General features: G+C 47.8%; 20 protein-coding genes and 1 tRNA gene. 12 read left to right on the top strand and 9 right to left on the bottom strand.

Annotated features, from left to right (window positions below; all coding sequences use genetic code 11):
- The first annotated feature begins 1,021 nt into the window (after positions 1 to 1,021).
- The 4 genes from ACR6Z4_RS20785 (at position 1,022) to ACR6Z4_RS20770 (ending at position 3,988) form a co-directional block, all read left to right on the top strand.
- Positions 1,022 to 1,345 (top strand): DMT family transporter, encoded by a 324-nt coding sequence (locus tag ACR6Z4_RS20785; protein WP_479719235.1) that lies wholly within the window; start codon positions 1,022 to 1,024, stop codon positions 1,343 to 1,345.
- Between the two features lie 192 nt (positions 1,346 to 1,537).
- Entirely contained in the window at positions 1,538 to 2,230 is a 693-nt protein-coding gene (locus ACR6Z4_RS20780; protein ID WP_479719234.1) for a CAP domain-containing protein, read from the top strand.
- A 572-nt stretch (positions 2,231 to 2,802) separates the two neighbouring features.
- A complete protein-coding gene (locus ACR6Z4_RS20775; protein ID WP_479719233.1) occupies positions 2,803 to 3,180 on the top strand; it encodes a group I truncated hemoglobin in 378 nt (125 codons plus the stop codon).
- 442 nt (positions 3,181 to 3,622) lie between these two features.
- Positions 3,623 to 3,988 carry a thioredoxin domain-containing protein gene (locus tag ACR6Z4_RS20770; protein WP_479719232.1) on the top strand — a complete coding sequence of 122 codons (366 nt, stop codon included), beginning with the start codon at positions 3,623 to 3,625 and terminating at the stop codon, positions 3,986 to 3,988.
- A gap of 238 nt (positions 3,989 to 4,226) precedes the next feature.
- Here the strand turns inward: ACR6Z4_RS20770 and ACR6Z4_RS20765 are convergent, their stop codons facing one another.
- The 4 genes from ACR6Z4_RS20765 to ACR6Z4_RS20750 form a co-directional block, all read right to left on the bottom strand.
- Positions 4,227 to 5,099, bottom strand: coding sequence for a metal ABC transporter permease (locus ACR6Z4_RS20765; RefSeq protein WP_479719231.1), 873 nt, complete (start codon positions 5,097 to 5,099; stop codon positions 4,227 to 4,229).
- Positions 5,099 to 5,875 (bottom strand): metal ABC transporter ATP-binding protein, encoded by a 777-nt coding sequence (locus ACR6Z4_RS20760; protein WP_479719230.1) that lies wholly within the window; start codon positions 5,873 to 5,875, stop codon positions 5,099 to 5,101. Before ACR6Z4_RS20760 ends, ACR6Z4_RS20765 begins: the two co-directional genes overlap by 1 nt.
- A gap of 13 nt (positions 5,876 to 5,888) precedes the next feature.
- Positions 5,889 to 6,878 (bottom strand): metal ABC transporter substrate-binding protein, encoded by a 990-nt coding sequence (locus ACR6Z4_RS20755; RefSeq protein ID WP_479719229.1) that lies wholly within the window; start codon positions 6,876 to 6,878, stop codon positions 5,889 to 5,891.
- Positions 6,879 to 7,137: 259 nt separating this feature from the next.
- Positions 7,138 to 7,968 carry an oxidoreductase gene (locus ACR6Z4_RS20750; protein WP_479719228.1) on the bottom strand — a complete coding sequence of 277 codons (831 nt, stop codon included), beginning with the start codon at positions 7,966 to 7,968 and terminating at the stop codon, positions 7,138 to 7,140.
- A 631-nt stretch (positions 7,969 to 8,599) separates the two neighbouring features.
- Here ACR6Z4_RS20750 and ACR6Z4_RS20745 point away from each other — a divergent pair.
- On the top strand, positions 8,600 to 8,965 hold the full coding sequence (locus tag ACR6Z4_RS20745; protein ID WP_479719227.1) for a response regulator transcription factor: 366 nt from the start codon (positions 8,600 to 8,602) through the stop codon (positions 8,963 to 8,965).
- A 27-nt stretch (positions 8,966 to 8,992) separates the two neighbouring features.
- Complete coding sequence (locus ACR6Z4_RS20740; protein ID WP_479719226.1) at positions 8,993 to 10,468, top strand: sensor histidine kinase; 1,476 nt, start codon at positions 8,993 to 8,995, stop codon at positions 10,466 to 10,468.
- A gap of 275 nt (positions 10,469 to 10,743) precedes the next feature.
- Here the strand turns inward: ACR6Z4_RS20740 and ACR6Z4_RS20735 are convergent, their stop codons facing one another.
- On the bottom strand, positions 10,744 to 11,037 hold the full coding sequence (locus tag ACR6Z4_RS20735; protein ID WP_479719225.1) for a hypothetical protein: 294 nt from the start codon (positions 11,035 to 11,037) through the stop codon (positions 10,744 to 10,746).
- 250 nt (positions 11,038 to 11,287) lie between these two features.
- On the opposite strand from ACR6Z4_RS20735, the gene ACR6Z4_RS20730 reads away from it, so the two are divergent.
- From ACR6Z4_RS20730 to ACR6Z4_RS20710, 5 genes are all read left to right on the top strand, one after another.
- Entirely contained in the window at positions 11,288 to 18,025 is a 6,738-nt protein-coding gene (locus ACR6Z4_RS20730) for a hybrid sensor histidine kinase/response regulator (protein WP_479719224.1), read from the top strand.
- A 78-nt stretch (positions 18,026 to 18,103) separates the two neighbouring features.
- On the top strand, positions 18,104 to 19,795 hold the full coding sequence (locus ACR6Z4_RS20725; RefSeq protein WP_479719223.1) for a response regulator: 1,692 nt from the start codon (positions 18,104 to 18,106) through the stop codon (positions 19,793 to 19,795).
- A 16-nt stretch (positions 19,796 to 19,811) separates the two neighbouring features.
- Positions 19,812 to 20,045, top strand: a complete 234-nt coding sequence (locus ACR6Z4_RS20720) for a DUF2887 domain-containing protein (RefSeq protein ID WP_479719222.1) — start codon at positions 19,812 to 19,814, stop codon at positions 20,043 to 20,045.
- A 140-nt stretch (positions 20,046 to 20,185) separates the two neighbouring features.
- Positions 20,186 to 20,629: a hypothetical protein gene (locus ACR6Z4_RS20715; protein WP_479719221.1), complete on the top strand. Its 444-nt coding sequence runs from the start codon at positions 20,186 to 20,188 to the stop codon at positions 20,627 to 20,629.
- 21 nt (positions 20,630 to 20,650) lie between these two features.
- Positions 20,651 to 21,199, top strand: coding sequence for a Uma2 family endonuclease (locus tag ACR6Z4_RS20710; protein WP_479719220.1), 549 nt, complete (start codon positions 20,651 to 20,653; stop codon positions 21,197 to 21,199).
- 126 nt (positions 21,200 to 21,325) lie between these two features.
- Here the strand turns inward: ACR6Z4_RS20710 and ACR6Z4_RS20705 are convergent, their stop codons facing one another.
- From ACR6Z4_RS20705 to ACR6Z4_RS20695, 3 genes are all read right to left on the bottom strand, one after another.
- Entirely contained in the window at positions 21,326 to 23,089 is a 1,764-nt protein-coding gene (locus tag ACR6Z4_RS20705; protein ID WP_479719219.1) for an FG-GAP repeat domain-containing protein, read from the bottom strand.
- A gap of 358 nt (positions 23,090 to 23,447) precedes the next feature.
- Positions 23,448 to 23,570 carry a hypothetical protein gene (locus ACR6Z4_RS20700; protein ID WP_479719218.1) on the bottom strand — a complete coding sequence of 41 codons (123 nt, stop codon included), beginning with the start codon at positions 23,568 to 23,570 and terminating at the stop codon, positions 23,448 to 23,450.
- An 18-nt stretch (positions 23,571 to 23,588) separates the two neighbouring features.
- Positions 23,589 to 23,930: a hypothetical protein gene (locus ACR6Z4_RS20695; RefSeq protein ID WP_479719217.1), complete on the bottom strand. Its 342-nt coding sequence runs from the start codon at positions 23,928 to 23,930 to the stop codon at positions 23,589 to 23,591.
- 162 nt (positions 23,931 to 24,092) lie between these two features.
- On the opposite strand from ACR6Z4_RS20695, the gene ACR6Z4_RS20690 reads away from it, so the two are divergent.
- Positions 24,093 to 25,310 carry a pentapeptide repeat-containing protein gene (locus ACR6Z4_RS20690; RefSeq protein WP_479719216.1) on the top strand — a complete coding sequence of 406 codons (1,218 nt, stop codon included), beginning with the start codon at positions 24,093 to 24,095 and terminating at the stop codon, positions 25,308 to 25,310.
- 282 nt (positions 25,311 to 25,592) lie between these two features.
- Here the strand turns inward: ACR6Z4_RS20690 and ACR6Z4_RS20685 are convergent.
- Positions 25,593 to 25,665 (bottom strand) — tRNA-Ala (locus ACR6Z4_RS20685).
- Between the last annotated feature and the right edge of the window lie 216 nt (positions 25,666 to 25,881).

Genomic DNA, 25,881 nt, shown 5'->3' with positions numbered 1-25,881 from the left:
TTTCAACCGTTTTAACAGTTGGTATGTTATATCAAGTAGGGTTAAATAACCACAATATACGCACAGAGTAAAATAGCAAAATGCCTACTAAATAAGCATTGTGCAGATATAGATGTTATGTGCATTTAAGACGACATGATATTACTTAAAAATTGAAGTCAGAGATGCATCTAAAGACGCAAATATTACTTTCAAATTCGCATGAGAGATCAAATCGGGAGCTGCACATCGCGTGGCTGAAATCTATTCCTCAAATTCACGTTAGTCAAAGTCATAACGAAAATCAGTACAAGTCAGAAATAAATTAGTCGTTCTTAGGCTTGAACTCAGTTAGCTATGAGGTTTGATAAATATATCAGGTTTAGACCTAAACCTAATCCTGACTAATAAACAGTTCAGCCTCCAAAACTACTCAATTATGAAACTTACCTTTTGCAGGAACTTTGTAAGAGCGCCTGCTCCTACCCAACTCACCAATCAATCTAAGGTTCACCTCATTTATCGAGGTCACAGAACCCACTTCACGCCACGTTCTATGGTAGTTACTAAAACGGTTGAAGTAGGTGTGCCAACGGTAAGCCTAACGGACAAAGGCAATATTGACGAACGTCAGATTTAAGCAGGCAACCCCTACCAAAAACCTTGGGCAATTAATTGGTGCTATCAAATTTGGGCGGAGAGTTAGATGCAAAGTATCGTAACTACTCCGAAACCAAACACTACTACGCAACCCGATTTAACTCCACAATCTGATGTTGCGCTATCAAATACCATTATTAACTCACTGGCGATCGCCCTTCCCTTAATTGCAATTTGCGCAATTGTAGGTTATCGAAAGTATCGAGCTAGAGTTATGCAGTGGCGCATTCGACATCTAAACCACCTGTGGCACCTAGATTGCAACGAGAAGCTGTCTTAGGGGCGATCGCGACCTGCTGCCTAGATTCTTCGACGGCTTGAAGAAGTCAAAGATCTCACCCAAATCTACAAAGACTATATCGAAGCTCATGAGGCGTTTGTTATGATTTCTCTTCTAATTGCAACTGCTACTGCACTTTTATATGCAGTAGGCGGTATGTTTATGAAGTTATCGAACGGCTATATCAGTCCACTACCTAGCATTCTTTCTTACGTGCTATTTGCTCTTGGTGTTCATCTACAGATTTACCTGTTAACCCGCAATTCTAGTTTGGGTACGACTGGAATTCTAGTTTTGGGGCTTGATGCACTTTGTACCGTACTATTGGGAGCCTTTCTGTTTAAAGAAGCATATAACAGTATGAAAATGGCTGGCATTACTTTAGTTGTAATGGGCGCTATCTTTCTGCAAGCTGAAGGTAGATAGAGCAATCTAGCTCAAAACTTTTGTTAACCCGCTGAACTTACAAACTCACTCACTGCATTAGTTGAAACCACGGGTCTATATCAAATTGAGGTACATGATGAGTGCTTTAGGTAAGTTCTAAAACTAGATTGACTTTAACTAAGTCAAACCTACGCTACAACTCACCACTGTTCAAATTTTGGAGTGTTAATTATGTCAGTCGAAATTTTTGTAGATGCTAATTTCTCTGGAGCCACATCAGGGGTTCTAGCTCAAGGCTATTCTTATATTGGAGATTTTTGGAACGACCAAATCTCCTCGATTAAAGTTTACTCTGGTAGTTGGGAATTTTTTGAGCATGCAAACTTTCAAGGAAGAAGTTTTCGGCTGACACCTGGTGAATATGCTTGGGTCACCAATGAATGGAATGATTTAATCTCATCCTTTAAACCAGTTGAAGAAGGTACTTCATCTAGTTCGTCAGGCGGTAGCTTGGCACAAGAGATCCTGGATGCTCATAACTCGTACCGATCGCAAGTAGGAGTTCCACCCTTACAATGGTCAGACAGTTTGGCAGCAAGCGCCCAACAGTGGGCAAATCAACTAGCGGCAACAGGAACATTTGAACATAGTAGTGCTGGAGAAAACCTGGCACAAGGCAGTAGCGGAGCTTTTTCTATCACTAATCTAGTCAATATGTGGGGTAGTGAAAAGCAGTACTTCGTCTACGGCATTTTTCCCGAAGTCTCTAATAGTGGTAGCTGGAGTGATGTCGGTCACTATACTCAAATGATTTGGAGAAATACCACAGAAGTTGGTTGCGGTTTGGCAAGTGGCAATGGCAATGATATCCTCGTTTGTCACTACAATCCGCCTGGAAATGTCATCGGACAAAACGTTTTTTAATAGCGCACTACCTAATTGTTTAGGAAGCATTCCAGTTTTGCATTTATAGTGCGGACATCTTTCCCTCAGGCAAGACATCCGCACTATAGAAAACAAGAAATTTACATCATTAGAATGCTTCTATATCATGGATGTTCTAATCCTTATGAAGTTAACGGTGTAACCCGCTTTCTTTTTGCTGAATTTTACTCATTACTAACTCTCTTACTGGGTTGGTGGGGACTTCCTTGGGGCCCGATTCGTACAGTTCAAGCTCTATTTGTGAATTTGACCGGAGGTAGAGAGGGTAGAAGATAAAAACTATTACTCTGACTACGTAAAATCCATGATTCACATTCCTGGGTTGAGGTGGGGGCTGATATTAGGATTTTTTTGGTGGGGACTCGCTTGTATGCGACATTTCACCTTAGGTTGATCTGCATGGCAACAGACTTCTTCTATCGAGACAAACTGTTAACTTGAATAGATTTTAGTTTAGTCATACTATAAACTTTTAGATTATTGAATATTTCAATTTTCCTATCTGCCTCGTGTCACATTTTAAGTCAATGCTAATTGAGGAGTAATTTTCAATGAGTAACACACTATATGACAAGCTTGGTGGTGCTGCAGCTGTTGATCTGGCTGTAGAAAAGTTTTATGAAAAGGTGTTGGCAGATGAGCGGGTTCAGCACTTTTTCGCTCACACGGATATGCAGAAACAGAAGCGACATCAAAAGGACTTTATGACCTACGCGTTCGGAGGTGCTGACCACTGGGATGGTCGTCCTATGAGAGATGCGCATCACGAATTAGTATCTAAAATGGGCTTGACTGACAGTCACTTCGATGCGATCGCTGAGGATTTAATTGCTACCCTGGTTGAGTTGGAAGTTCCTCAAGACTTGATTGACGAAGTAGTACACATTGTAGGTTCTGCCAGTCATCGCAATGATGTCTTAAATCGTTAACGCAGGCTTGCTTAATGGCGGGATGAATTTGAACGTAAAACTTTTGGTTTGATGTTCAGATTCATTTCCACAACCAGCAATGTCCAGAATGCTGGCAGGTAGATTTGAACGAGTAGTGAGATAGCGATCCTAGTTGATGCGTGACCCTGATCAGTGTGAAAGCGCCCACCCGAAGGTGGGCGCTTTCACACTGATTTAGGAGTGCTATAGGGAGCTATTGAAGACTGATGATATTGATTTTGATCAGGTGGATGGTCTATAGCAATCCCAAATGGGTTGTAAGAGGCGCACCCCTTCGGGGTGCGCCTCTTACAACCCGCCTATTTTACAACTGATTTAGGACTGCTATAACAATAGAGTATTAGTAGCAAATTTTCGATAAAAGGCAGGGGTTGAAAGTCCGTCTGTTAGTATCAAGTGAATTGACGGCACAGGAAATAGCATGGAAAAGCTGACAGAGTTACCAAAAGATTTACCAATCCCAACAGATGATGGTGCTTGCGATCATTTGGCAGGCAAGTTTTTACCATCAATCCCGTTATCTTCAACTCAAGGTAGATCTATAGATTTATCAGCGATCGCAAGTTGTGTTGTCGTCTATTGCTACCCGATGACAAAGCAACCCGATATTCCCGTCCCCGATGGATGGGACGCTATCCCCGGTGCACGGGGATGTACCCTACAATCATGCGCTTTCCGAGATCATTATCAGGAACTACAAGAAGCCTCTCGGCTACTTAAGCCAATTTTGAGAGGCGCACCCCGACGGGGTGCGCCTCTACAAAATCCATTTGGGATTGCCATATAGCAATTGAGTAGATGGTTCGGACAGTGGAGGTGTGCGGGCTACGCCCCCAGCCAGGGATTCCACCCCTGTACCCCGTTCAACCAGCCTCTCGGCTGCTATACCAACTACTATGAAGCTACAACGTTGTAAGAGAGGGTGACGGGGCAACACCCCCTTCACCCTCTCTTTTAGTTCGGCACAGTTTTATATAAAAACAATATTATATGGCTTCAGTTATCGGTGTAGGCATGCTGAAAGATTATTGATTGGTGTCTGATTCACTGACAGTCTGAGACTTCCTGGAACTGACCAATAAACCATATTTAGGTGCAAAAATCATCGTAGCTAGAAACAATAGGGTTTGTAGCACAACAATACAGCCCCCAGTTGAGCCATCAATGTGATAGCTAATATAAGTCCCCATAACGCTGGAAAATACGCCGGACGCCATTGCAATCAAGAGCATGTGATCAAAGCGATCGCTCAATAAATAAGCAGTTGCACCTGGAGTAACCAACATTGCTACCACTAAAATAATGCCTACTGTCTGAAGTCCAGCCACAGCCGCGAGCGATAGTAGAGACAGCAGAACATAGTAGAGAAAAGTAATGTTTAGACCAATCGACCGGGCATGAGTCGAGTCAAAGCAAAACAGAATCAAGTCCTTTTGTAAAATTGTTAAGGTCACTAAAGTGATGACACTAATGATGACTGTTTGAATAATATCTGCATCTGAAATTCCTAAGATATTACCAAACAAGATATGAGTCAGATCAACTGAGCTTTTAATTTTCGATACTAATACTAATCCCAGTGCAAACAATCCAGTAAATACTAAGCCAATCACCGTATCTTCTTTAATCCGCGTTTTTGATTTAATAAATCCGATCGCTATTACAGAACCGACTCCGAACACAAATGCACCAATTGCAAACGGAATATTCAACACATAAGCGATCACCACCCCCGGCATAACGGCATGGGAAACAGCATCACCCATCAATGCCCAACCTTTCAAAGTCATGTAGCAGGACAGAGCAGAACAAACAACCCCCACCAACGCACTGACCAAAATTGCTTTGATCATAAATTCATGCTGTAATGGCGCAGCAAACCATTGAATTAAATCCATTAACACTTCTCCGGATTGATTTGATGAACTTGACGCTTAGCAGACGAGAAATCGCCGACCGATCCACCAAAAGTACGCGATAAATTTTCTTCGGTAAACACTTCGGAGGTTGTGCCATAAGCCAAAATGCTGCGATTAATCAAAACAACCTGATCGCAAAATGTCGTAATTGACGCTAAATCGTGGGTTGAGATCAGAATCGTGTGTCCTGTTTGACTAAGCTCCACCAACAGATTAATCATCATTTTCTCAGTTTTGATATCGACCCCAGCAAAGGGTTCATCTAAAAGCAAGACTGTGCCCTGTTGTGCCAATGCTCGCGCAAAAAAGGTACGTTTTTTCTGCCCACCGGATAGCTCACCGATCTGGCGATCGCGCATCTGCCACATTTCTACCCGTTCTAAACTGTCTCTCACAGCTTTTTTATCGCCTGAACTCGGCACTCGCAGTAGATTCATATAGCCATAGCGCCCCATCATGACGACATCGTAGACACTAACCGGAAAATTCCAGTCCACGTCCTCAGATTGGGGTATATAAGCCACCAGGCTACTTTTTTGCACCCGACGGATGGGTAATCCATTAATCAAGACGTGCCCACTGACGGGCTTAACAAATCCCATGATGGCTTTGAACAAGGTCGATTTTCCTGCCCCATTCATCCCCACCAATCCACAAATCGTCCCAGGTTTCAGCTGGAGCGAGGCCTGGTGTAATGCCACTTTGCCATGATAGGCAACGGTTACATTTTCGATGTCAATGCTGATTGAATCCATGCTCTACTCTCCTTTACTGATCCTGCAAGCCTTTGATTAAAGTGTTGACGTTATATTCTAGTAGTTTGAGATAGGTGGCTGCAGGACCATCGGCAGACGACAAAGAATCGACATAAAACACACCGGCAAATTTTGCGCCTGTTTCTCGGGCAACCTGAAGCTGTACGTCATTGCTGACCGTACTTTCGCAAAATACAGCAGGAATCTGATTTGCTTTGACAGTATTAATGACGTGCTCTACTTGCCTGGGTGTAGATTGCTGTTCGGCATTGACTGGCCAGAGGTAAACTTCTTTTAAGCCATAGTCGCGGGCAATGTAAGAGAAGGCACCTTCACAACTGACGATGTAGCGTTTATCCGCCGGAATTGCCGCGATCGCTTGCTTCAGTTTTTCATCAATTGCCCGAATTTGTGCGCTGTAAGTCTTGGCATTGGCGTCATAGGTTGTGGCGTTGGCTGGGTCGAGGTTGCCTAGCACCTGGCGAATATTTTCAACATAAATCAAGGCATTTTTAGGCGACATCCAGGCATGGGGATTAGGTTTACCCTGGTAGGCATCTTCGGTAATATTGACAGGCTGAAGTCCATCACTCAAAGTGACATGAGGAACATCAGGTAGACTGTTATAAAAGCGATCTGCCCAGCGCTCCAGGTTCAAGCCATTTTCCAGAATCAGGTCAGCGTTTTGCCCCCGTTCCAGGTCACTGGGTGTGACTTGATATCCATGAATTTCAGTACCTGGTTTGGTGATAGATTCAACGATCGCCTTGTCTCCCGCGACATTTCGCACCATGTCAGCCAGAACGGTAAACGTGGTGAGAATCACTTTTTTGTCTTCTCGGGCAGGAGTAGTGACAGTGGCAGAGCTAGACGCTTCACGCTGCTGAGTTGGAGGTGTGGGTGTACATCCACCGAGCCAAACACCGACGAGTAGACCGATCAGCCCGATTGAATGAAACCTAACGACTCGAAAATGCTGGCTCCAGAACGGTTGGGACTTCATAGCGGATTTTCATAATCCTTTCATTTTCTAAAACCTAACACGAATTGAGGGAAAATGAAAGAATTATGAAAGGTAAGAATTCGTAGGAGTGCCGTATCATCCGATGGGAGTAGACAGCCAAAGTTAGACGGTGACGTGACAAAAGCTGCTAGCAACGACCAAGATGGAACGCTATACAGATCAAGCCCTCGGAGGAGATTTACCACCAAGGACTTAAACTGATTTATTTGCGATCGCTGTTGGCACCCGGTTGCATACCCTATTGGTAATCCGTGGATGCTGCCAGAGTTCGCCATTGAGCGATCTCTTGCTCGACGTACGCATTTTTCTCAGCGATCGCTTTCAGTGTATCTGTTCCAAGAGGCAATCGCAGGGGTGGTTCGCTGGCATTGACAACCTGAAGGATGGCTTGAGCGAGTTTGGTCGGATCTCCGGGCTGTTGATAGTTTCGTTCAGTTGCCATATCACTTGTTTTGCCAACGGTTTGGGCATAATCAGGCACCTGCAAAGCACTGCGATGTAACGAACTGCTATCCAAAAAATTGGTACGGAAAAATCCTGGTTCAATCACAGTTGCATGAATTCCTAAGGGCATTAATTCGTAATATAGGGCTTCGGTAATGCCTTCAACTGCAAACTTGGTCGAACCATAAATTCCCCAACCCGGATAGGAACGATAGCCTCCAATCGATGAAATATTAATGATGTGTCCAGAGTGCTGCTGACGCATACTGGGTAGCACAGCACGGGTCACGTTCAGCAAGCCAAAGACGTTGGTGCGATAAACACTCTCCACTTCTTCGGCACTGCACTCTTCGATCGCTCCTAACAAGCCAAATCCAGCATTGTTGATCAGGACATCAATCTGTCCAAATTTGTCTAGTGCCGTGGCGATCGCTGTTTTGACCTGGGCTTCATCGGTTACGTCCATGCTGAGGGTCAAACTATCTGTATTTGACTCAAACTGTTGCAAATCGCTCTGACGGCGGGCGGTCGCAATTAATCGATCCCCTGCTGCCAAAACGGCTTTTGCAATTTCAGCACCAAAGCCGCGTGAAGCACCTGTAATCAGCCATGTTTTTTGAGGCATCGTTGGTTTCCCTACAAGGTAATAAATAACAGGTTTGCTGCCCAGCCTTCAGCGCCAACCCTTTATTCTCAAAATGGTTGCCGTGTTTGGCTAATTGCCGTGTGCCCATCACTGTTTAATCGGCATAGGTGCATCATAGGCTTGAAACAGCTGGCAATGAATACATAAACCTCGCGGATTATTGCCTAATTCTCTCAACTAAGAGGTTGAGCAAGGAAAAGAGTCACCAGAATGAGCGCATATCGCGCTTCGCGCTCGGCTAGAAGCAGATGATGTTTCGAAAGCTGCAAAGCATGGCTTTCAAAACATCATCTGTACTCCCCTCGACCATCTATTACAGCGATTTTCAATCGCTTAAAACCAGGTTATTTTTGTGAGAGCCTCGCGGGGCGCGGCTCTCACAAAAATAACTATGGCTTACTCAAGCACAAAGCGCTGTAAATATCGTGCTACCCGCTCGGCACTGGCATTGTGATGCTTGCAAACCAGGACGGACTATAGCCTTGCCACAGATCATCTGCCCTCAGCCATTATTTTTTAAATGGGTATAAATCTTGCTTTAGATAGATGTAATTGGGTTAGATTGTTGTAACTCTGGTTTAGGAGTTTATAAATTTGAACGTATCGTCAAATGTCACACATTTTGCTGGTTGATGATGAAATGGCTTTACGTGAAAGCCTCACTTACACCTTGCAACGAGAAGGCTACACTGTCTCAACCGCAGAAGATGGGCAAACTGCCATCAAGCAGTTTCATAAACATGTACCCGATATTATTTTGCTTGATTTAATGCTGCCAGAAGTCGATGGCATGGAAGTATGCTGGCGAATTCGAGCATTTTCTGATGTGCCGATTGTCATGCTAACGGCAAAAGATCAGGAAATGGATAAAGTCCGCGGACTGGAAGCGGGTGCAGATGATTACGTGACCAAGCCCTTTAACACGCGGGAGTTGTTGGCACGGATTAAAGTTGCATTACGTCGTCATGGGAAGTAGCGTCTGTCCTGTACAAGCAAATACTATATGCTTTGGCTGTCACAGTTTAGATGGAACTCGATTTATGCCAAGCTATTGATTACCTATCTGCTGTTAACCGCAGCAGCCACCTCGTTCATGGCAGGGTTTATTTTGTGGTCGTTTCATGACTACTTCATGCGATCGCGTCAAACAGATTTAGAGATATCTGCAAATGCCTTAAGTGAAAGTGCAGCAGATGCGCTTGAGGTGAATGATACTCAGCAACTTGAGGTGCTTGTTCGTCGCTTTGGTGCATCTGAAACTGTGACGTTAAGAATCTTTGATCCACACGGCACGTTATTAGCCACCTCTAATCCTGACTTAGATCGTCTGGTGCCCAATTGGCTTGAAGTAGTCGGCATGAAAGAGGCGATACAACAACAAGCAACCCAGGGCGTCACCAAAGGTGTGTTATTGCGCGACGATCGCTTTTATGTTGCCAAACCGATTATTCGAAACGGTCAACTGCTGGGCATTCTTCGCATTTCCATGACGCTGGAACAGTTTCAGCATCAATTTAGAAACGTCATTTCTATCATTGTCATTTCGTTGATGCTAACGATCGCACTTTGTGCTTTTTTGAGCGATCGCCTTGCCCGCAGTTTATCCAACCCAATCAAAATTATGCAGCTCTTTGCCATTCGGCTGGGCAGTGGACATTTTGGTGGACGGCTCCAGCTCCAGCAACACAACGAACTCGATCAACTGGTCACTGAACTCAACCGCATGAGCGAACGGCTTGCCTCACTTGACCAGGAACGCAGAGCCTTTTTAGCCAATGTCTCCCATGAATTGCGGACACCCATCAGTAACGTGCAGGTGACGGTTGAAGCGCTTCGCAGTGGCGCTGCCGCCGATGAAAAATTGCGCGATCGCTTTTTGAAAATCGTTGAAGATGAAATGAATCGATTGGCAAGATTGATTCATGACTTACTCGATTTAGGACGATTGGATGCAGGGGTGACTGCCCTCGAACATGACCCCGTATCCATTCAGCATCTTGTTGACCGTGCCTTAAGAGCTGTAGAACTGCGATTAAGAGGCGCTGACATCAGCGTCCAGCAAGAGGTTGCAGCCATGCAAGTCATGGGTGATTCCGAGCGGTTGCTGCAAGCACTGTTGAATATTTTAGATAATGCCATCAAGCATTCTCGCCCCAGCTCTGTTATTAAAATGATCGGATACTCGTTTGAACAATGCGCCGTCTTACAAATTTGTGATCAGGGGGATGGCATTCGCGAAAGTGACCTGCCTCGAATCTTTGAGCAGTTTTATACTGCCGATGTATCGCGCAAAGGCAGGGGTACAGGATTAGGATTGGCGATCGCAAAACGCATCATTGAAGCCCATCATGGCACCATCATGGTCGAAAGCACTGTGGGCAAGGGGGCAATGTTTACGATTCACCTGCCGCTGGCAGCGCCACTGCTGGCTTCCTCTAAACAGACTAACCGCAGGGAAAAGAGCGTTGAGAACCCGTGATATGTTTCTGTTTCCCTGTGTTCTGACCCCCTGAGACCCCGGAGGTTTTGAAAATCTCCGAGGTCTAACGTCTCCCGTTACCCTATATCCGAATGATGTCTGAACTTTAGTATGGGTGACCCGCGAAGCGGGTCACCCATACTAAGGATCGTGGATTAAATAAGATCGAATATTGAGTCGTTTGGAGGGGCGAACGGCCGTTCGCCCGTACAACACATCACCGGAGTTATTTAATTCCCATTCCTAAAGTTCATAGCGGATTGTGCAGAATTGTCTTACGGGAGATCTGCAACCAGAACGTTAATCCGCTCCGCCACGTCTGCCTTTGCTTCGGGATCAGAATCATACAGAAATACATCGATCACAAACCAGCGACACAAGTTTGGGTCGATCAGCACGAGACGTAAAATTATCTGATTCAAGATTTCTGTGACGAGCTGATCGGGAAGGCGACGGATTTCGTCACGAATGAGCAGCCCTTCTTCCATGTTCTGAGTACTGCCCACTCGGATCACCGCTTTAAAGATCACCTCAATCAAGGTGTCAAAGTTTTCCTTTGGCAAATTCAAGCGCAATAAGACCTAATTTCAAAATCGTTTAATCTACCATTAACCAAAATTAGAAAATTTAGCACCTATCTTTAGGTAGACCTGAACAATTTTTGTCGTTTTCTACGAAGCTCTATCCCTGGTAAGACGCCAATTATCAGTGCTTGGATAGATGATCAACTAGGGCAATCTATCCAGATCGCCTCAAAATTTGTGTAACCACTATTCGTGCCTCAGACCGTTATTTTAGCGTTCCACTCCAGGTAATGGTATGCCAACTGCCCAAGCTTCACCCGCCTCACCCGAATCTAATAGCCTTGACCTGAAACAGCTTCTCAATGTTTTGATGGAAGTCAAGAAAGGTAATTTTTCTATTCGAATGCCAGCGGATCAAACTGGCATTGCCGGAAAAATTGCCGATACGCTCAACGACATCATTGAAAAAAATGAGCAGATGACGACTGAGCTAGAACGCATCAGTACGGTGGTCGGTAAGGAAGGAAAGATCAATGAACGGGCGTCTATTGGGTCGGCACGGGGATCATGGAAAGCCTGTGAGGGTTCGATCAATTCGTTGATTGGCGATCTGGTACAGCCTATGGCAGAAATTACCCGCGTTATTCGGGCGGTCGCCAATGGTAATTTGTCGCAATCGATCGCCACTGAAATTGATGGGCGATCGCTTCAAGGGGAGTTTCTACAGACGGCGCAAATCGTCAACACGATGGTGGGTCAGCTCAGCTCCTTTGCGTCGGAAGTCACACGGGTAGCTCGCGAGGTGGGAACGGAAGGGAAGCTGGGAGTTCAGGCGGAAGTGCGCGGGGTAGCGGGCACCTGGAAAGACTTGACCGATTCTGTGAATTCCATGGCAGGCAACCTGACGGCACAGGTGCGGAATATTGCCGAAGTGACGACAGCGGTGGCGAACGGCGATTTGTCCAAGAAAATCACGGTGGATGTTAAGGGCGAAATTTTAGAGCTGAAAAACACGATCAATACCATGGTGGATCAGCTCAACTCCTTTGCCTCGGAAGTAACGCGGGTCGCACGGGAGGTGGGCACCGAAGGAAAATTGGGGGTGCAGGCACAAGTTCCCGGTGTAGCCGGTACCTGGAAAGATCTGACCGATTCTGTGAATCTAATGGCAGGCAACCTGACGGCACAGGTGCGGAATATTGCCGAAGTGACAACAGCGGTAGCAAACGGTGACTTGTCCAAGAAAATTACGGTCAATGTTAAAGGCGAAATTTTAGAGCTAAAAAACACCGTCAACATCATGGTGGATCAGCTCAACTCCTTTGCGTCTGAGGTAACGCGGGTGGCGCGGGAAGTGGGGGCAGATGGCAAACTGGGCGGTCAAGCCGATGTCCGAGGGGTAGCGGGTACCTGGAAAGATTTAACGGATTCGGTGAACTTTATGGCAGGTTCGCTGACGGCACAGGTGCGGAATATTGCCGAAGTGACGACAGCGGTAGCCAATGGCGATCTGTCTAAGAAAATTACGGTTGATGTTAAGGGCGAAATTTTAGAGCTGAAAAACACGATCAATACCATGGTGGATCAGCTCAACTCCTTTGCCTCGGAAGTAACGCGGGTGGCACGGGAAGTGGGCACCGAAGGCAAGTTGGGGGTGCAGGCAGAAGTCCCCGGCGTAGCCGGTACCTGGAAAGATTTGACCGACAACGTCAATCTGATGGCAGGCAATCTCACGGGGCAGGTGCGCAATATTGCTGAAGTAGCAACGGCGATCGCCAATGGTGACCTGTCTAAGAAAATTACCGTCGATGTCCGGGGTGAAATCTTTGAACTGAAAAACACCATCAACATCATGGTGGATCAGCTCAACTCCTTTGCTTCGGAAGTGACACGGGTGGCGCGAGAAGTCGGGGCAGAAGGTAAGCTGGGCGGCCAGGCAGAAGTCCGAGGGGTAGCGGGTACCTGGAAAGACTTGACCGACTCGGTGAACTTTATGGCAGGTTCGCTGACGGCACAGGTGCGGAACATTGCCGAAGTCACCACAGCGGTAGCCAATGGCGATTTGTCTAAGAAAATTACGGTGGATGTTAAAGGCGAAATTTTAGAGCTAAAAAACACCATCAACGTCATGGTGGATCAGCTTAATTCGTTTGCCTCGGAAGTGACACGGGTGGCGCGCGAGGTCGGCACGGAAGGCAAATTGGGCGTACAGGCGGAAGTCCGCGGAGTTGCGGGTACCTGGAAAGACCTGACTGACTCGGTGAACTCGATGGCAGGTAACCTGACGGCGCAGGTGCGGAACATTGCCGAAGTCACCACAGCGGTGGCGAACGGCGATCTGTCTAAGAAAATTACCGTGGATGTCAAAGGCGAAATTCTGGAGCTGAAAAACACGATCAATACGATGGTGGATCAACTCAGTTCCTTTGCCTCGGAAGTGACACGGGTGGCGCGCGAGGTGGGGACGGAAGGCAAACTGGGGGTGCAGGCAGAAGTCCGGGGGGTTGCCGGAACCTGGAAAGACCTGACCGATAATGTCAACTCGATGGCAGGTAACCTCACCGCCCAGGTGCGAAATATTGCTGAGGTAGCAACGGCGATCGCCAATGGTGACCTGTCTAAAAAAATTACGGTGCAGGTCAAAGGCGAAATCTTTGAGCTAAAAAATACCATCAACATCATGGTGGATCAGCTCAGTTCCTTTGCTTCTGAAGTAACGCGGGTAGCGCGGGAAGTGGGCGCGGAAGGAAAACTGGGGGTGCAAGCCGATGTTCGGGGGGTTGCTGGCACCTGGAAAGATTTAACGGACTCCGTCAACTTCATGGCAGGTTCACTCACCGCCCAGGTACGGAACATTGCCGCCGTAACGACAGCGGTGGCGAATGGTGACCTATCTAAGAAAATTACCGTCGATGTCAAAGGTGAAATTCTAGAGCTGAAAAACACCGTCAATACGATGGTGGATCAGCTCAACTCCTTCGCCTCGGAGGTGACGCGGGTAGCGCGGGAGGTCGGTGCCGAGGGCAAGCTGGGGGTACAGGCGGAGGTGCGCGGCGTTGCCGGAACCTGGAAAGATTTAACCGACTCGGTGAACTTCATGGCAGGCTCCCTTACCGCCCAGGTACGAAACATTGCGGAAGTGACGACGGCGGTAGCGAATGGCGACCTGTCCAAGAAAATTACCGTGGATGTCAAAGGTGAGATTTTAGAGCTAAAGAACACCATCAACATCATGGTGGATCAGCTCAACTCCTTTGCCTCGGAAGTGACGCGGGTGGCGCGGGAAGTGGGAACAGAGGGTAAATTGGGGGTACAAGCGCAGGTACCGGGAGTGGCTGGTACCTGGAAAGACCTGACTGACTCGGTGAACTCGATGGCAGGCAACCTCACCGCCCAGGTGCGGAATATTGCCGAGGTGGCAACGGCGATCGCCAACGGGGATCTCTCCAAGAAAATCACGGTGGACGTGCGGGGTGAGATTTACGAGCTAAAGAACACGATCAACATCATGGTCGATCAGCTCAGCTCCTTTGCCTCGGAAGTTACGCGGGTGGCGCGGGAAGTCGGCACGGAAGGCAAGCTGGGCGGTCAAGCTCAGGTCACAGGCGTTGCCGGAATTTGGAAAGATCTGACCGATAACGTTAACTCGATGGCAGGCAACCTCACTGCCCAGGTGCGCGGTATCGCCAAAGTGGTCACAGCGGTGGCGAATGGCGACCTGAAGCGGAAGCTGATGCTCGATGCTAAGGGTGAAATTGAAACCCTGGCAGATACGATCAACGAGATGATTGATACGCTGGCAACCTTCGCCGATCAGGTGACGACAGTCGCCCGTGAAGTGGGAATTGAAGGAAAACTGGGGGGTCAGGCGAAGGTACCCGGTGCATCAGGCACCTGGCGAGCCTTGACCGACAACGTCAACGAACTGGCAGCCAATCTGACGACCCAGGTACGTGCGATCGCAGAGGTGGCAACGGCTGTAACCAAGGGCGACCTGACGCGATCGATTTCGGTCGAAGCCCAGGGCGAGGTGGCAATCCTCAAAGACAACGTCAACCTGATGATTGCCAACCTGCGCGAAACGACTCAGAAAAACACCGAGCAAGACTGGCTGAAAACCAACCTAGCGAAGTTCACCCGCATGTTGCAAGGGCAGCGCGACCTGGAAACGGTATCGAAGCTGATCTTGTCGGAACTGGCTCCCCTGGTTTCAGCCCAGCATGGCGTCTTCTACTTGCTGGAAACCAGCGAAACCCATCTGCCCCATTTGAAGCTACTCAGCACCTATGCTTATCGCGAACGCAAGCATTTAGCCAACCGCTTTTATCTGGGTGAAGGACTGGTGGGACAGTGCGCCCTGGAGAAAGAGCGGATTTTGATCACAGAGGTGCCCCACGACTACATCAAGATCAGTTCAGGTCTGGGGGAAGCGCCACCGATGAATGTGGTCGTCCTGCCCGTTCTGTTTGAGGGGCAGGTGACAGCGGTGATTGAGCTGGCATCGTTCAATCGGTTCAACGAAATTCATCTGACCTTCTTCGATCAACTGACGGAAAGTATTGCCATTGTCCTCAATACGATCGCCGCCAGTATGCGAACGGAGGAGTTACTGAAGCAATCGCAATCTCTAGCCGAAGAACTTCAGAGCCAGCAGTCAGAGTTAACCGAAACCAACAAGCGACTGGAGCAACAAGCCCAATCTCTAAAAGCGTCAGAAGAATTGCTGAAGAACCAGCAAGAGCAACTGCAACAAACCAACGAAGAGTTGCAAGAAAAAGCCGAACTGCTGGCTCTCCAGAACCGCGAAGTGGAACGGAAGAACAACGAGATCGAACAGGCACGGCGATCGCTCGAAGAAAAAGCCGAGCAGTTGGCACTCACCTCCAAGTACAAGTCTGAGTTTCTGGCAAATATGTCTCACGAGCTGCGCACACCGCTTAATAGCTTGCTGATTCTGGCGCGACTCCTGGCAGACAATAGCGACGGCAACCTCACTCAGCGACAGGTGGAATACTCCCAAACCATCCACTCGGCAGGCAATGACCTGTTGGGGCTGATTAATGACATCTTAGATTTAGCCAAGATCGAATCTGGCACCATCTCGGTGGAAGCCGAACAAATGCTGTTTACCGATCTCCAGGTTCATTTAGAGCGTACCTTCCATCAAGTGGCGATCGATCGCAAGCTCGACTTCTACCTGCGCTTTAATGAGTATCTGCCGCGCAGCATTTACACCGATGCCAAGCGGCTCCAGCAAGTGTTGAAAAATTTACTGGCAAACGCCTTCAAATTTACAGAGCGAGGGCATGTTTTGCTGGATGTCAGCGTTGCCACCAGCGGCTGGAGTCCAGAAAATCACACCCTCAACCAGGCAGAACAGGTGATTGCCTTCTCCGTCACCGATACCGGAATTGGCATTGCATCTGAAAAACATCAGATTATTTTTGAAGCATTCCAACAAGAAGATGGCACCACCAGCCGTCGGTATGGCGGTACGGGATTGGGGCTATCGATTAGCCGAGAAATTGCTCACCTGCTGGGTGGCGAAATTCGTCTAGTCAGTCAGTTGGGCAGCGGCAGCACATTTACACTCTACTTACCCCTGATTTATTCCGGGGGGCAGGAAGACACCAAGCGTCGAGTCGATGGCTTGTTTCGCAAACGGTTGGAAGAAGATTCGCGGAGAACCCTGACGACCCCCTTGCAGGATTCCACACTGGTGCGTGCCAGTGGCACGATTGCGCCTCTTGTCAATCCAGAACCGCCATTAACCACCTCCGCGTTCACCCCATTGAATGCCGATTCCATTATTGAAGACGATCGCACATCCATTGCGTCAGACGATCGGGCTTTACTGATTATTGAAGATGACATCAACTTTGCCCGAATTTTGCTGGATCTAACCCGGCAACACGGGTTTAAAGGGCTGGTTGCCACCCGTGGCGACATTGGCATGGATATGGCGCGACAATTTCAGCCCGCTGCCATCATGCTAGATATCCGCCTGCCCATTCTCGATGGTTGGACGGTGCTCAACTATCTCAAGCACGATTCCAATACGCGCCATATCCCGGTACATATTATGACCATTGAGGATGGCAGAGATCGGAGTCTACGGCAGGGTGCGATCGCCTATCTGCAAAAACCGATTAGCAGTGAATTCTTGATGAATGCCCTGGTCAGTATTCGAGACTTTGTAGAACGGTCGGTCAAAACCTTGCTGATTGTAGAAGACGATTCCGGTCAGCGGCAAAGCATTATGGATCTGATTGGCAACGGCGATGTCACCATCGTTGGCGTAGGGACGGGTGCTGAAGCCCTCTCAGCGATTCGTTCTCATCGGTTTGATTGCCTCGTCATCGATCTGCTATTGCCGGATATGGATGGGTTTGAGCTGATTGAACAAATTAAGCGAGAGCCAAACCTGGAACGCCTGCCCATCATTATTTATACGGGCAAAGAGTTGACCACCCAAGAGGAGGCTGAACTACGCCGCCTTTCCGATACACTGATCATTAAAGGTGTGCGATCGCCCGAACGCCTGCTCGATGAAACAACCCTCTTCTTACATCGAGTCCATGCGAATTTGCCAGAACCCCAGCGGCACATTCTCGAACAAATCCGGCGGAATGACCCGATCCTCACGGGCAAAAAGGTGTTGATCGTGGATGACGACGTACGCAATATTTTTGCCCTTACCAGTGTGTTAGAGCAATTCCAAATGCAGGTCATTTATGCGGAGAATGGCAGAGATGGAATTACCATGCTGCAAACCAATCCAGGGATCGACCTGGTGTTGATGGATATTATGATGCCAGAAATGGATGGATACGAAACGATGCGGTCAATTCGGCAGATGCATCCATTTGCCACCCTGCCGATGATTGCACTCACAGCAAAGGCGATGAAAGGGGATTGCGAAAAGTGCCTGGATGCAGGTGCCAGCGATTACATTACAAAACCTGTTGCCATCGAGCAACTACTTTCCATGCTAAGGATATGGCTATGTCAGTCAGAAGAGCGAACGTTATAGGAAAACTATGTAAGAAACCTATGTGGTGCTTCTCGCTTTCATTTCCGCGACCGTCTTACCCCCTAGCCGTTTATCCCCATGCACTCTGATTCCAAAGTCAACATTTTGTTGGTGGACGACCGCAATGAAAATTTGGTTGCCCTAGAAGCGGTTCTGTCCAGGATGGAGCAAAATATCGTCAAGGCGTATTCGGGTGAAGAAGCACTGCGCTGTTTACTTAACCAAGATTTCGCCGTGATTTTACTAGACGTACAAATGCCAGGGATGGATGGCTTTGAAACCGCCAGTCTGATTCGGCAACGACCGCGATCGCAGCATACCCCCATCATTTTTGTGACGGGGTTTAGCAGCAACGACATGTGGCGGATGAAGGGATACTCTCTGGGTGCGGTGGATTATTTGATGAAGCCGATTGATTCAACCATTCTGGTGTCCAAAGTCACCGTCTTTGTGGACTTGTTTAGAAAGACCGCAGAGATTCAGCAACAAGCTGCCGAACTGGCAAGCCAAAAAGTCGCCATCATCCGCGAACAACTGGCTCGCCAGCAAGCAGAAGCCGCCAGCCGCATGAAAGATGAGTTCTTGGCGATCGTTTCCCATGAGTTACGCACCCCCCTCAACTCCATATTGGGCTGGTCAAAGCTACTAGAAAGCAAAAATCTAGATGCTGAAGCTACACGTCATGCCCTCAACGTCATTAGCCGCAATGCCCAATCACAAGCACAGCTGATTGATGATATTTTAGATGTCGCGCGCCTGATGCGCGGCAAAATGGTGATTAACCGCAGACCCGTCAATTTGCTCAACTTGATTGGGGCTGAGCTAGAATCGATGCGCCCTATTGCAGATGTTAAAAAGATTCATCTCAATAGACAACTCTCGTCTTCTCCATGCCTTGTTTTGGGCGATTCAGAGCGGTTGCAACAAGTGATCCGTAACTTGCTCTCCAATGCCATCAAATTTACGCCCGAAGGCGGAGAAGTTGACGTTGCCCTAACGGTGATTGCCAATCAGCCCAATCCCAATACAGCTGCCTTACTCAGCCCCGATCCGGAACAAGATCCGATTGAGCAGATCGTTCAAATCACAGTCAGAGATACGGGAGTAGGCATCGACTCTAAGTTTTTGCCCCATATCTTTGAGTACTTTCGTCAAGCAGATTCTTCATCTACCCGTTCCCATAACGGACTGGGGCTGGGGCTGGCGATCGTACGACAATTGGTAGACTTGCATGGTGGCAACATCTACGCCGCTAGTGAAGGCAGTGGCATGGGCACCACCTTTACCATTCATCTGCCCATGATGCGGGTGTCTGACGCTGCCTTTAGCACTCATCCAGAGTTTGACTCAGAGCATCATACAAATGCGCTGTCTTTGAATGCCATTACGGTACTTGTAGTAGATGATAATGCCGACAATCGTGAGTTCATCAAAACCGTGCTAGAGCAAATGGGTGCGGACGTTCAAGCTGTCACTACTGGAGATGAAGTGATGGCATATCTCCAGCAGCAACAACCTGATGTATTGATCAGCGATATTGCCATGCCTGGTGAAGATGGCTATAGTCTACTGCGGCGCATTCGAGCATTTGAGCAGGAAAAAGGTGTGACCATTCCGGCGATCGCCCTGACTGCCTATGCCAAACAAGAAGACGAGATTCGAGCGTTAGCAGCTGGCTTCCAACTGTTTTTATCTAAACCTGTTGACCCATCCGATCTGGCAAAAGCGATCGCCCAGTTAACCAAATCACAGACACGGCAACCCTTATGAGTGTGGGCGTAGGGCGTTGCTGGGCGACCCAAAAGGTGACCTCTACCCCAGCTTCTTTAGCGAAATCTTTCTCTACCTCAATGACTACCGTCCTAATAATGATTGGCGAGCTGTCCTGATCTTTACCAAACGCCGCTTCGATCCTGGCTTACCCAACCACTACCAGGACTTCGACAACAGCACCCGCCTGTATCGCATCTATCTTGACGAACTGCCTGCCGACTGCGATCGCTGCGTTTGTTCTCAATAGCGCCGCAAAAGCTGCATCTCAGCCGCACGTTGAGATGGTCTGTATTTTTCGTCAAACCTGGCATCGGAAACGAAGGATCAGTTACGCTGTGGGTCAGATATGGAATAGCTTATACATATGTAGTCCCCTGACATTGTCTTATGGATCCAGTTACCCTCACGGCATTCCTCACCCCCTTCCTGCCCTTTCTCCTGAAATTGGGCAATATTACTGCCGAAAAAGCGGCTGAAACTGCTGCCGGAAAGTTTGGCGAAGATGCCTGGACGAAAGCTAAAGCCGTTTGGGAAAAATTGCATCCCAAAGTAGAAGCCAAAGCGGCTGCCAAAGAAGCGGCTACCGACCTGGCAACCACTCCAGACGATGAAGACCTGCAAACTGTCCTACGCGTGCAGTTGAAAAAACTATTAGAAAGTGATGCTGCCCTGGCAGAAGCGATCGCCCAAATTCTCCAAACCGATGCTCCCAACGTTGCCCCTGGCATAAGGACAAACGTAACAGGCAACCAGAATCAAGTGATTGAGCAAGTGAGCGGCGGTATTGTATTGGGTTCTATTGTTGGTAACGTGCGTCATTTGGGCAACTAGGCTAGCCGATCGGAGGACACCATGACTCTCACCGCCGAAGACCTCAAACGCTTCCAGCACCAACACCCCGACTACCGCCTCGAACTCGTCGATGGAGCCATCATTGTTATGAGTCCATCTGGGTTTGAATCCGATGAAATCGCCGCCGAGATTGTTGCCCAATTGCGAAACTGGGTCAGACCGCGCAAGCTAGGGCGCGTCACCGCTTCTAGTGCAGGCTTCAAGCTGCCCAATGCCGATGGCGATATCCGCGCCCCCGATGCCTCCTTTGTTAAAGCCGAACGGCTAAAACGCACCACCGAAGACTATGCCAACCTCGTTCCCGACCTGATCTTTGAGGTTCGCTCCAAAACCGACGACCTGGATGCCCTGAGAGCCAAAATTCGGCAGTTTCTCGACCTCGGCACCACCGTCGGCGCACTGGTAGACTACCGCACCCAGACCATCGAGGTTTATCACGATCAAGCCGAATCCGTGATGTTGCAAAATGGCGATCGCTTCACCGTCCCCGACCTTCTACCCGGATGGGAAATGGAAGTGTCCAGCATCTGGGCACCTGAATTCGACTAGCCCCCGCACCGTCAGTCGCCCCCGTCATGAACGATCCGTCCCCCACTTCACCCAATTCCTTAACCCCTCACCAAACTGTGACAGGCGATCGCAACCAAATCATTGCTCAAATATTGGGTGAAACACTTACAAGATAACTTGAATATCACTTGCACTGATCACCAATCCATCTTGTAGATCTGCAAATGCTCCTCCAGTCTTACCAAAGCCTTCACTCCGCTTGTTGGGGTTATAGAACAACGTTCCTGTGCGTTCGAGATAGGTAATGATTGCTTTGCTGATTTTCGCCTCAGCTCTAGACCTCACTACTTGAAAACTATCAGGTGTTCCCGTGGGCAATTCCCAAAAAATGCCACTATGTTTCAGGATTAAAGTGTCTTGCCCTGGTGTGAAGTCGGTGATTTGATCGACGCCCAGACGGACGGATAGAGCAATTTCTAAGCCTGACGGGTAGATGAGCTGGTTAGAAAACACAAAGCTGTCTCTACCCCCACCGCCTGTGAGACTATCGTTACCTTGCCCACCAACCAGCATATCATCGCCACGATTACCAATCAGGCGATCGCTCCCACCCAATCCATAGAACCTGTTGGCAAAGCGATTACCCCGCAGGCGATCGGATTGAATTGTACCCACTACATGGCGAGCACCAGGGATATCTTTTTGAACTCTGGACGTTCCATTAAAAACGAGCCAATGTTTGAGAAGATTCACATTCAGAAACCCATCCTGCTCGCTTGAGGCATCCACCCATTGACCCGATTGCGTAATGGAGTCTGTGCCAAAAGAAGCGTTGAGCCAAAGCGTTCCTTCTTCAGAAGCCCCTACTGCTACATCTGTTTTGCCATCTCCGTTAAAGTCTTGAGTCAAAACGGCATGACTGAGTTGAAATGGCAATGTGATCGGATTACTAAAACCTCCTTTACCATTCCCCAACAAAGCCATCGTTTCAAGTTTGTTAGCGTTATCTTCAAAGAAAGTCTGGGTGATCAGATCCAGATGCCCATCATTGTTGAGATCAGCCAATTCGACTTTCTGATTAAACTCAAATTCCGCAGAGCTGCTTCCAGTCAACATTCCAGTCACACTCTTAAAGTGTCCTGTTCCTTGATTCAGCAACACCGCAAGACGATTTTCAAAGCTATACCACCCCGTTTGCCAGGAACTTAAGATAACGAGATCAGTATCGCCATCTTCATCAATATCGCCAGTGGCTAGATCTTTCATATACGACCCAGAAGAATAGGGCACTGATTGAAATGCTCCTGCACCATCGCTTAGTAACAATCCATCTCGTGTTGCAATATCCAGATTGCCGTCGCCGTTAAAGTCTGCACCCTGCATAGGAGCAAATGACCTCTGAAGAGGTGTTGAGAGGGTAAATTGCCCTGTTCCGTCCCCCAACATCAACGCACTTCTGTTCTCACTTTGCCATGTACTAACAAAGAGATCGAGCGATCCATCATTGTTAAAATCTGCCGGGACAATTGCCTCAATATCACTTCTCTGATTGAATACAGTTGTTGCAATAGATGGGCTAAAGTTTCCAGCTCCATCCCCAAATGATATTGAAAATATAGTCTCTTGCCCTAAAGGAAAGTAATGTCCAGCAATGATATCTAAGTGACTATCGGCGTTGACATCATCTACCGCGATCGCCGACAGGATATTCTTTTTCACAACTTCCGTTGATCCTGCGAGCGTAAATTCGCCTGTGCCATTACCCAAAGCAAGAGTGATGCCTGAACTATCCGCTGCACTGCTACTACTTGAACTGTAGTTAGAGACTAAATCAAGAATGCCATCCTCATTAAAGTCGCCTGTACCCAATAAACTTAGCCACACCTGTTGACCCGTTGGGAAAGGCAAAGGATTCAATTGAATAACCATAATGCCTCCACTTGTAGAGGGGCTACTGATACTGGCTTTTTGACGGGTTGTAGACGCAGATGCAGGGATTTCCATCTCTGGTTGAAGTGCCGTTCTCAACCTATTTCATCTGCCTTAAGTTCTATTTGGAATGTGAAGCGGAGAACCCCACAAAAAGCAGCTCTAATTCTTTTATAGGCTTAGAGTGATGTTTTGATACTTACCTGTTGTTAAACCTTCACGTTATCTATTAACACCATCCTTAAAACAAAATTAGAAATACCACACCTCACTGCCCATAAATTTTGAGTAGCGCGATCGCCCACTATATAGACACCTTCATCCCACCCCCATATCCCTCATCTTTCCCACCATCCCTTTATCCCATCAGCTTCAAGTCTTGCAACTTACTGGCGATCGCATCCACTAAGGAATGGGAATTAAATAACTCCGATGATTTGTTGTACGGGCGAACGGCCGTTCGCCCCTCCAAACGATCCAATATTCGATCTTATTTACTTCACGATCCTAACCCTGCCAGGGCGATCGCAGAGGCTTGATGGCTAACTGCTAAGCTTTCATGGCGAGTGTTGTCCTGTGTCCTATAAGACGATTCTAGGTGTCCTGTAGGACGATAAGACAATTGAGTATCTGAGCGAAAATCAGCGATCGCACCCCCGCCCTTGAGATGTAGATCCAACGCATCCATCAGCGCCAGTTGATCCGCATTGATATACGCCTTATTCCCCTGTTTCTCCGGTTCGATATGCAGACCAGAGAGACGGTTATAAATATTCGAGCGAGCCACCCCATAGCGATCGCTCAACTGACTTACCGCAATCAGGTCAAGTTCTACATTCATTGTCCTGTCCTGTGTCTTGTCCTGCATAGGACAAGGCTGTAAACCGATTAGATAAAGGGTTTACTGACCCTATCCTATATCCTGCCCTGTCTTCTTAAATCGCTCAATCTCATTAACCTTTGCCATAATCATGCAAATGAGATAATTTTTATCTTTCAAAAGATGCCTAAGCAGAAGTGGATTAATCTCCTCAAAAATCTAGCGTTTCCCAAGCGTCCCTGGCAAATTGACAAGAAGCTCACTGCCATATTCCTCGTGGCACTTATAGCAACTATATGGATCGCTCTATCTTGGACATGGCTACCCACATGGATCAATTTAGAAACAGCCCTTTTCTGGGGAAAATCGGCATGGGAATGGATTGGGTTGTTAATTGTACCCACTCTATTCGCAATAGCTAGCTTTGTGATTCAAGGAGTCTTAAAAAGGCAAGAAGCAACCCGTGAAAAGAAAGAGAAAGATCTCGCAGCCGATCGCAACCGTCAGGAAGAGGCAATTGCAGACGATCGCAATCGCCAAGCTATTCTGAAAGACTATTTGGATCAAATGACAAAGCTACTACTTGATCCAGCTTGGGATCGAACTCCAAATCCATCTGAAGATGGAGAAAAAGAAGTTGGGAGTACGACAAGAATTAAGGCGGTTGCCCGTGCTAAAACTCTAGCAGTTCTCTGTGAACTAGATGGAGCGCGAAAAGGATCATTGATCAGGTTTTTGATTGAATCTGAGGCAATTCGTGATATTCCTTTAGCTGCTGCCGATCTTAGAGATGCCGAACTCAGAGGTGCCCTTCTTAGAGGTGCCCAACTCAGCTACTCCCACCTCAACAAGGCTGATCTCAGCGATGCTTGGCTCGATGAAGCTACTCTAGGTGACGCTGACCTCAGTCACGCGAATCTCAAGCGGGCTAGGCTCAGAAATTCTTACTTAAGCCGTGCTAACCTTAGCGGTGCCATTCTTGAAGGTGCCAAACTCAAAGATGCTGATCTGAGTAGTGCTGACTTGAGAAATGCAAATCTCAATACTGTCAACCTCAATAGTGCCGACTTGAGAAATGCAAATCTCAACAATACGCTACTCAACAGCGTCGATTTGAGGAATAGCAACCTCAGCTATGCCAATCTCAGCTATGCCAAGCTCGCGAATGCGAATCTCAGCGACGCTAACCTCAGCGACGCTAACCTCAGCTATGCCAATCTCACGAATGCAAATCTCAACAACGCCAACCTCAGCTATGCTGACCTCAGCCATGTCCAATTTTGGACAGAAGAACAATTGAGTGCGGCAAAGCTCTGCAATACCCGACTACCAGAGGGATGTACTCTCAAGCCCAATCACGATTGCGAAGAATTGGGGATAAAGCCTGAAGCACCTCAATGAAGTAGTCAGATGAGGCGCGATCGCTTTTGATATGACACTAGAGCATGAAGCAGCGCGCAAACCAGCATAGCATCGACCCTAGCGATTGTAACTTGACAGATCTGGCTGAAATTGTTGAGATTATCAGATAGTTACTGAGGGGGTCATACCAATTCCGAACCAATTTTAGACATACCCAGACGCTTTCTGAAGCTTCCAGACACTCTTTATTGAGAATAGGAAAATCCTAATACAACCCGCCTAGAACGGTCAAAACCCGAGAAAATCAATACTTCTAACAAATGGAGCTAAGCGGATTCGAACCGCTGACCCCCTCAATGCCATTGAGGTGCGCTACCAACTGCGCTATAGCCCCTGGATGCGTTTTACATCATCTCTTGAAGCAGGGTGATTCGTCAAGCTGGTGCAACATAAATTCTGGGTCGTTTTATTTCCATGGAGCGCTTTGCGCCTGGATAGGTTACGGGTGTTGTGAGAGAGCCGCGCTCCGCGCGGCTCTCTCACAACACCTTGTATTCACGCCATTGAAAATTACTATAAGACCCATTTGACGGTACATTGCGGCTCGTGC

It is taken from the genome of Calyptranema fuscum S582 (genome assembly GCF_055793305.1).
Note: the sequence above shows the minus strand (reverse complement) of the source record. Positions and strands in the feature narration are given on the sequence as shown.

Coding starts and splice junctions, on each gene's coding strand:
- ACR6Z4_RS20785 (WP_479719235.1), top strand. CDS start 1,022: ATGATTTCTCTTCTAATTGCAACTGCTACTGCACTTTTATATGCAGTA.
- ACR6Z4_RS20780 (WP_479719234.1), top strand. CDS start 1,538: ATGTCAGTCGAAATTTTTGTAGATGCTAATTTCTCTGGAGCCACATCA.
- ACR6Z4_RS20775 (WP_479719233.1), top strand. CDS start 2,803: ATGAGTAACACACTATATGACAAGCTTGGTGGTGCTGCAGCTGTTGAT.
- ACR6Z4_RS20770 (WP_479719232.1), top strand. CDS start 3,623: ATGGAAAAGCTGACAGAGTTACCAAAAGATTTACCAATCCCAACAGAT.
- ACR6Z4_RS20765 (WP_479719231.1), bottom strand. CDS start 5,099: ATGGATTTAATTCAATGGTTTGCTGCGCCATTACAGCATGAATTTATG.
- ACR6Z4_RS20760 (WP_479719230.1), bottom strand. CDS start 5,875: ATGGATTCAATCAGCATTGACATCGAAAATGTAACCGTTGCCTATCAT.
- ACR6Z4_RS20755 (WP_479719229.1), bottom strand. CDS start 6,878: ATGAAGTCCCAACCGTTCTGGAGCCAGCATTTTCGAGTCGTTAGGTTT.
- ACR6Z4_RS20750 (WP_479719228.1), bottom strand. CDS start 7,968: ATGCCTCAAAAAACATGGCTGATTACAGGTGCTTCACGCGGCTTTGGT.
- ACR6Z4_RS20745 (WP_479719227.1), top strand. CDS start 8,600: ATGTCACACATTTTGCTGGTTGATGATGAAATGGCTTTACGTGAAAGC.
- ACR6Z4_RS20740 (WP_479719226.1), top strand. CDS start 8,993: ATGCTTTGGCTGTCACAGTTTAGATGGAACTCGATTTATGCCAAGCTA.
- ACR6Z4_RS20730 (WP_479719224.1), top strand. CDS start 11,288: ATGCCAACTGCCCAAGCTTCACCCGCCTCACCCGAATCTAATAGCCTT.
- ACR6Z4_RS20725 (WP_479719223.1), top strand. CDS start 18,104: ATGCACTCTGATTCCAAAGTCAACATTTTGTTGGTGGACGACCGCAAT.
- ACR6Z4_RS20715 (WP_479719221.1), top strand. CDS start 20,186: ATGGATCCAGTTACCCTCACGGCATTCCTCACCCCCTTCCTGCCCTTT.
- ACR6Z4_RS20710 (WP_479719220.1), top strand. CDS start 20,651: ATGACTCTCACCGCCGAAGACCTCAAACGCTTCCAGCACCAACACCCC.
- ACR6Z4_RS20705 (WP_479719219.1), bottom strand. CDS start 23,089: ATGGTTATTCAATTGAATCCTTTGCCTTTCCCAACGGGTCAACAGGTG.
- ACR6Z4_RS20695 (WP_479719217.1), bottom strand. CDS start 23,930: ATGAATGTAGAACTTGACCTGATTGCGGTAAGTCAGTTGAGCGATCGC.
- ACR6Z4_RS20690 (WP_479719216.1), top strand. CDS start 24,093: ATGCCTAAGCAGAAGTGGATTAATCTCCTCAAAAATCTAGCGTTTCCC.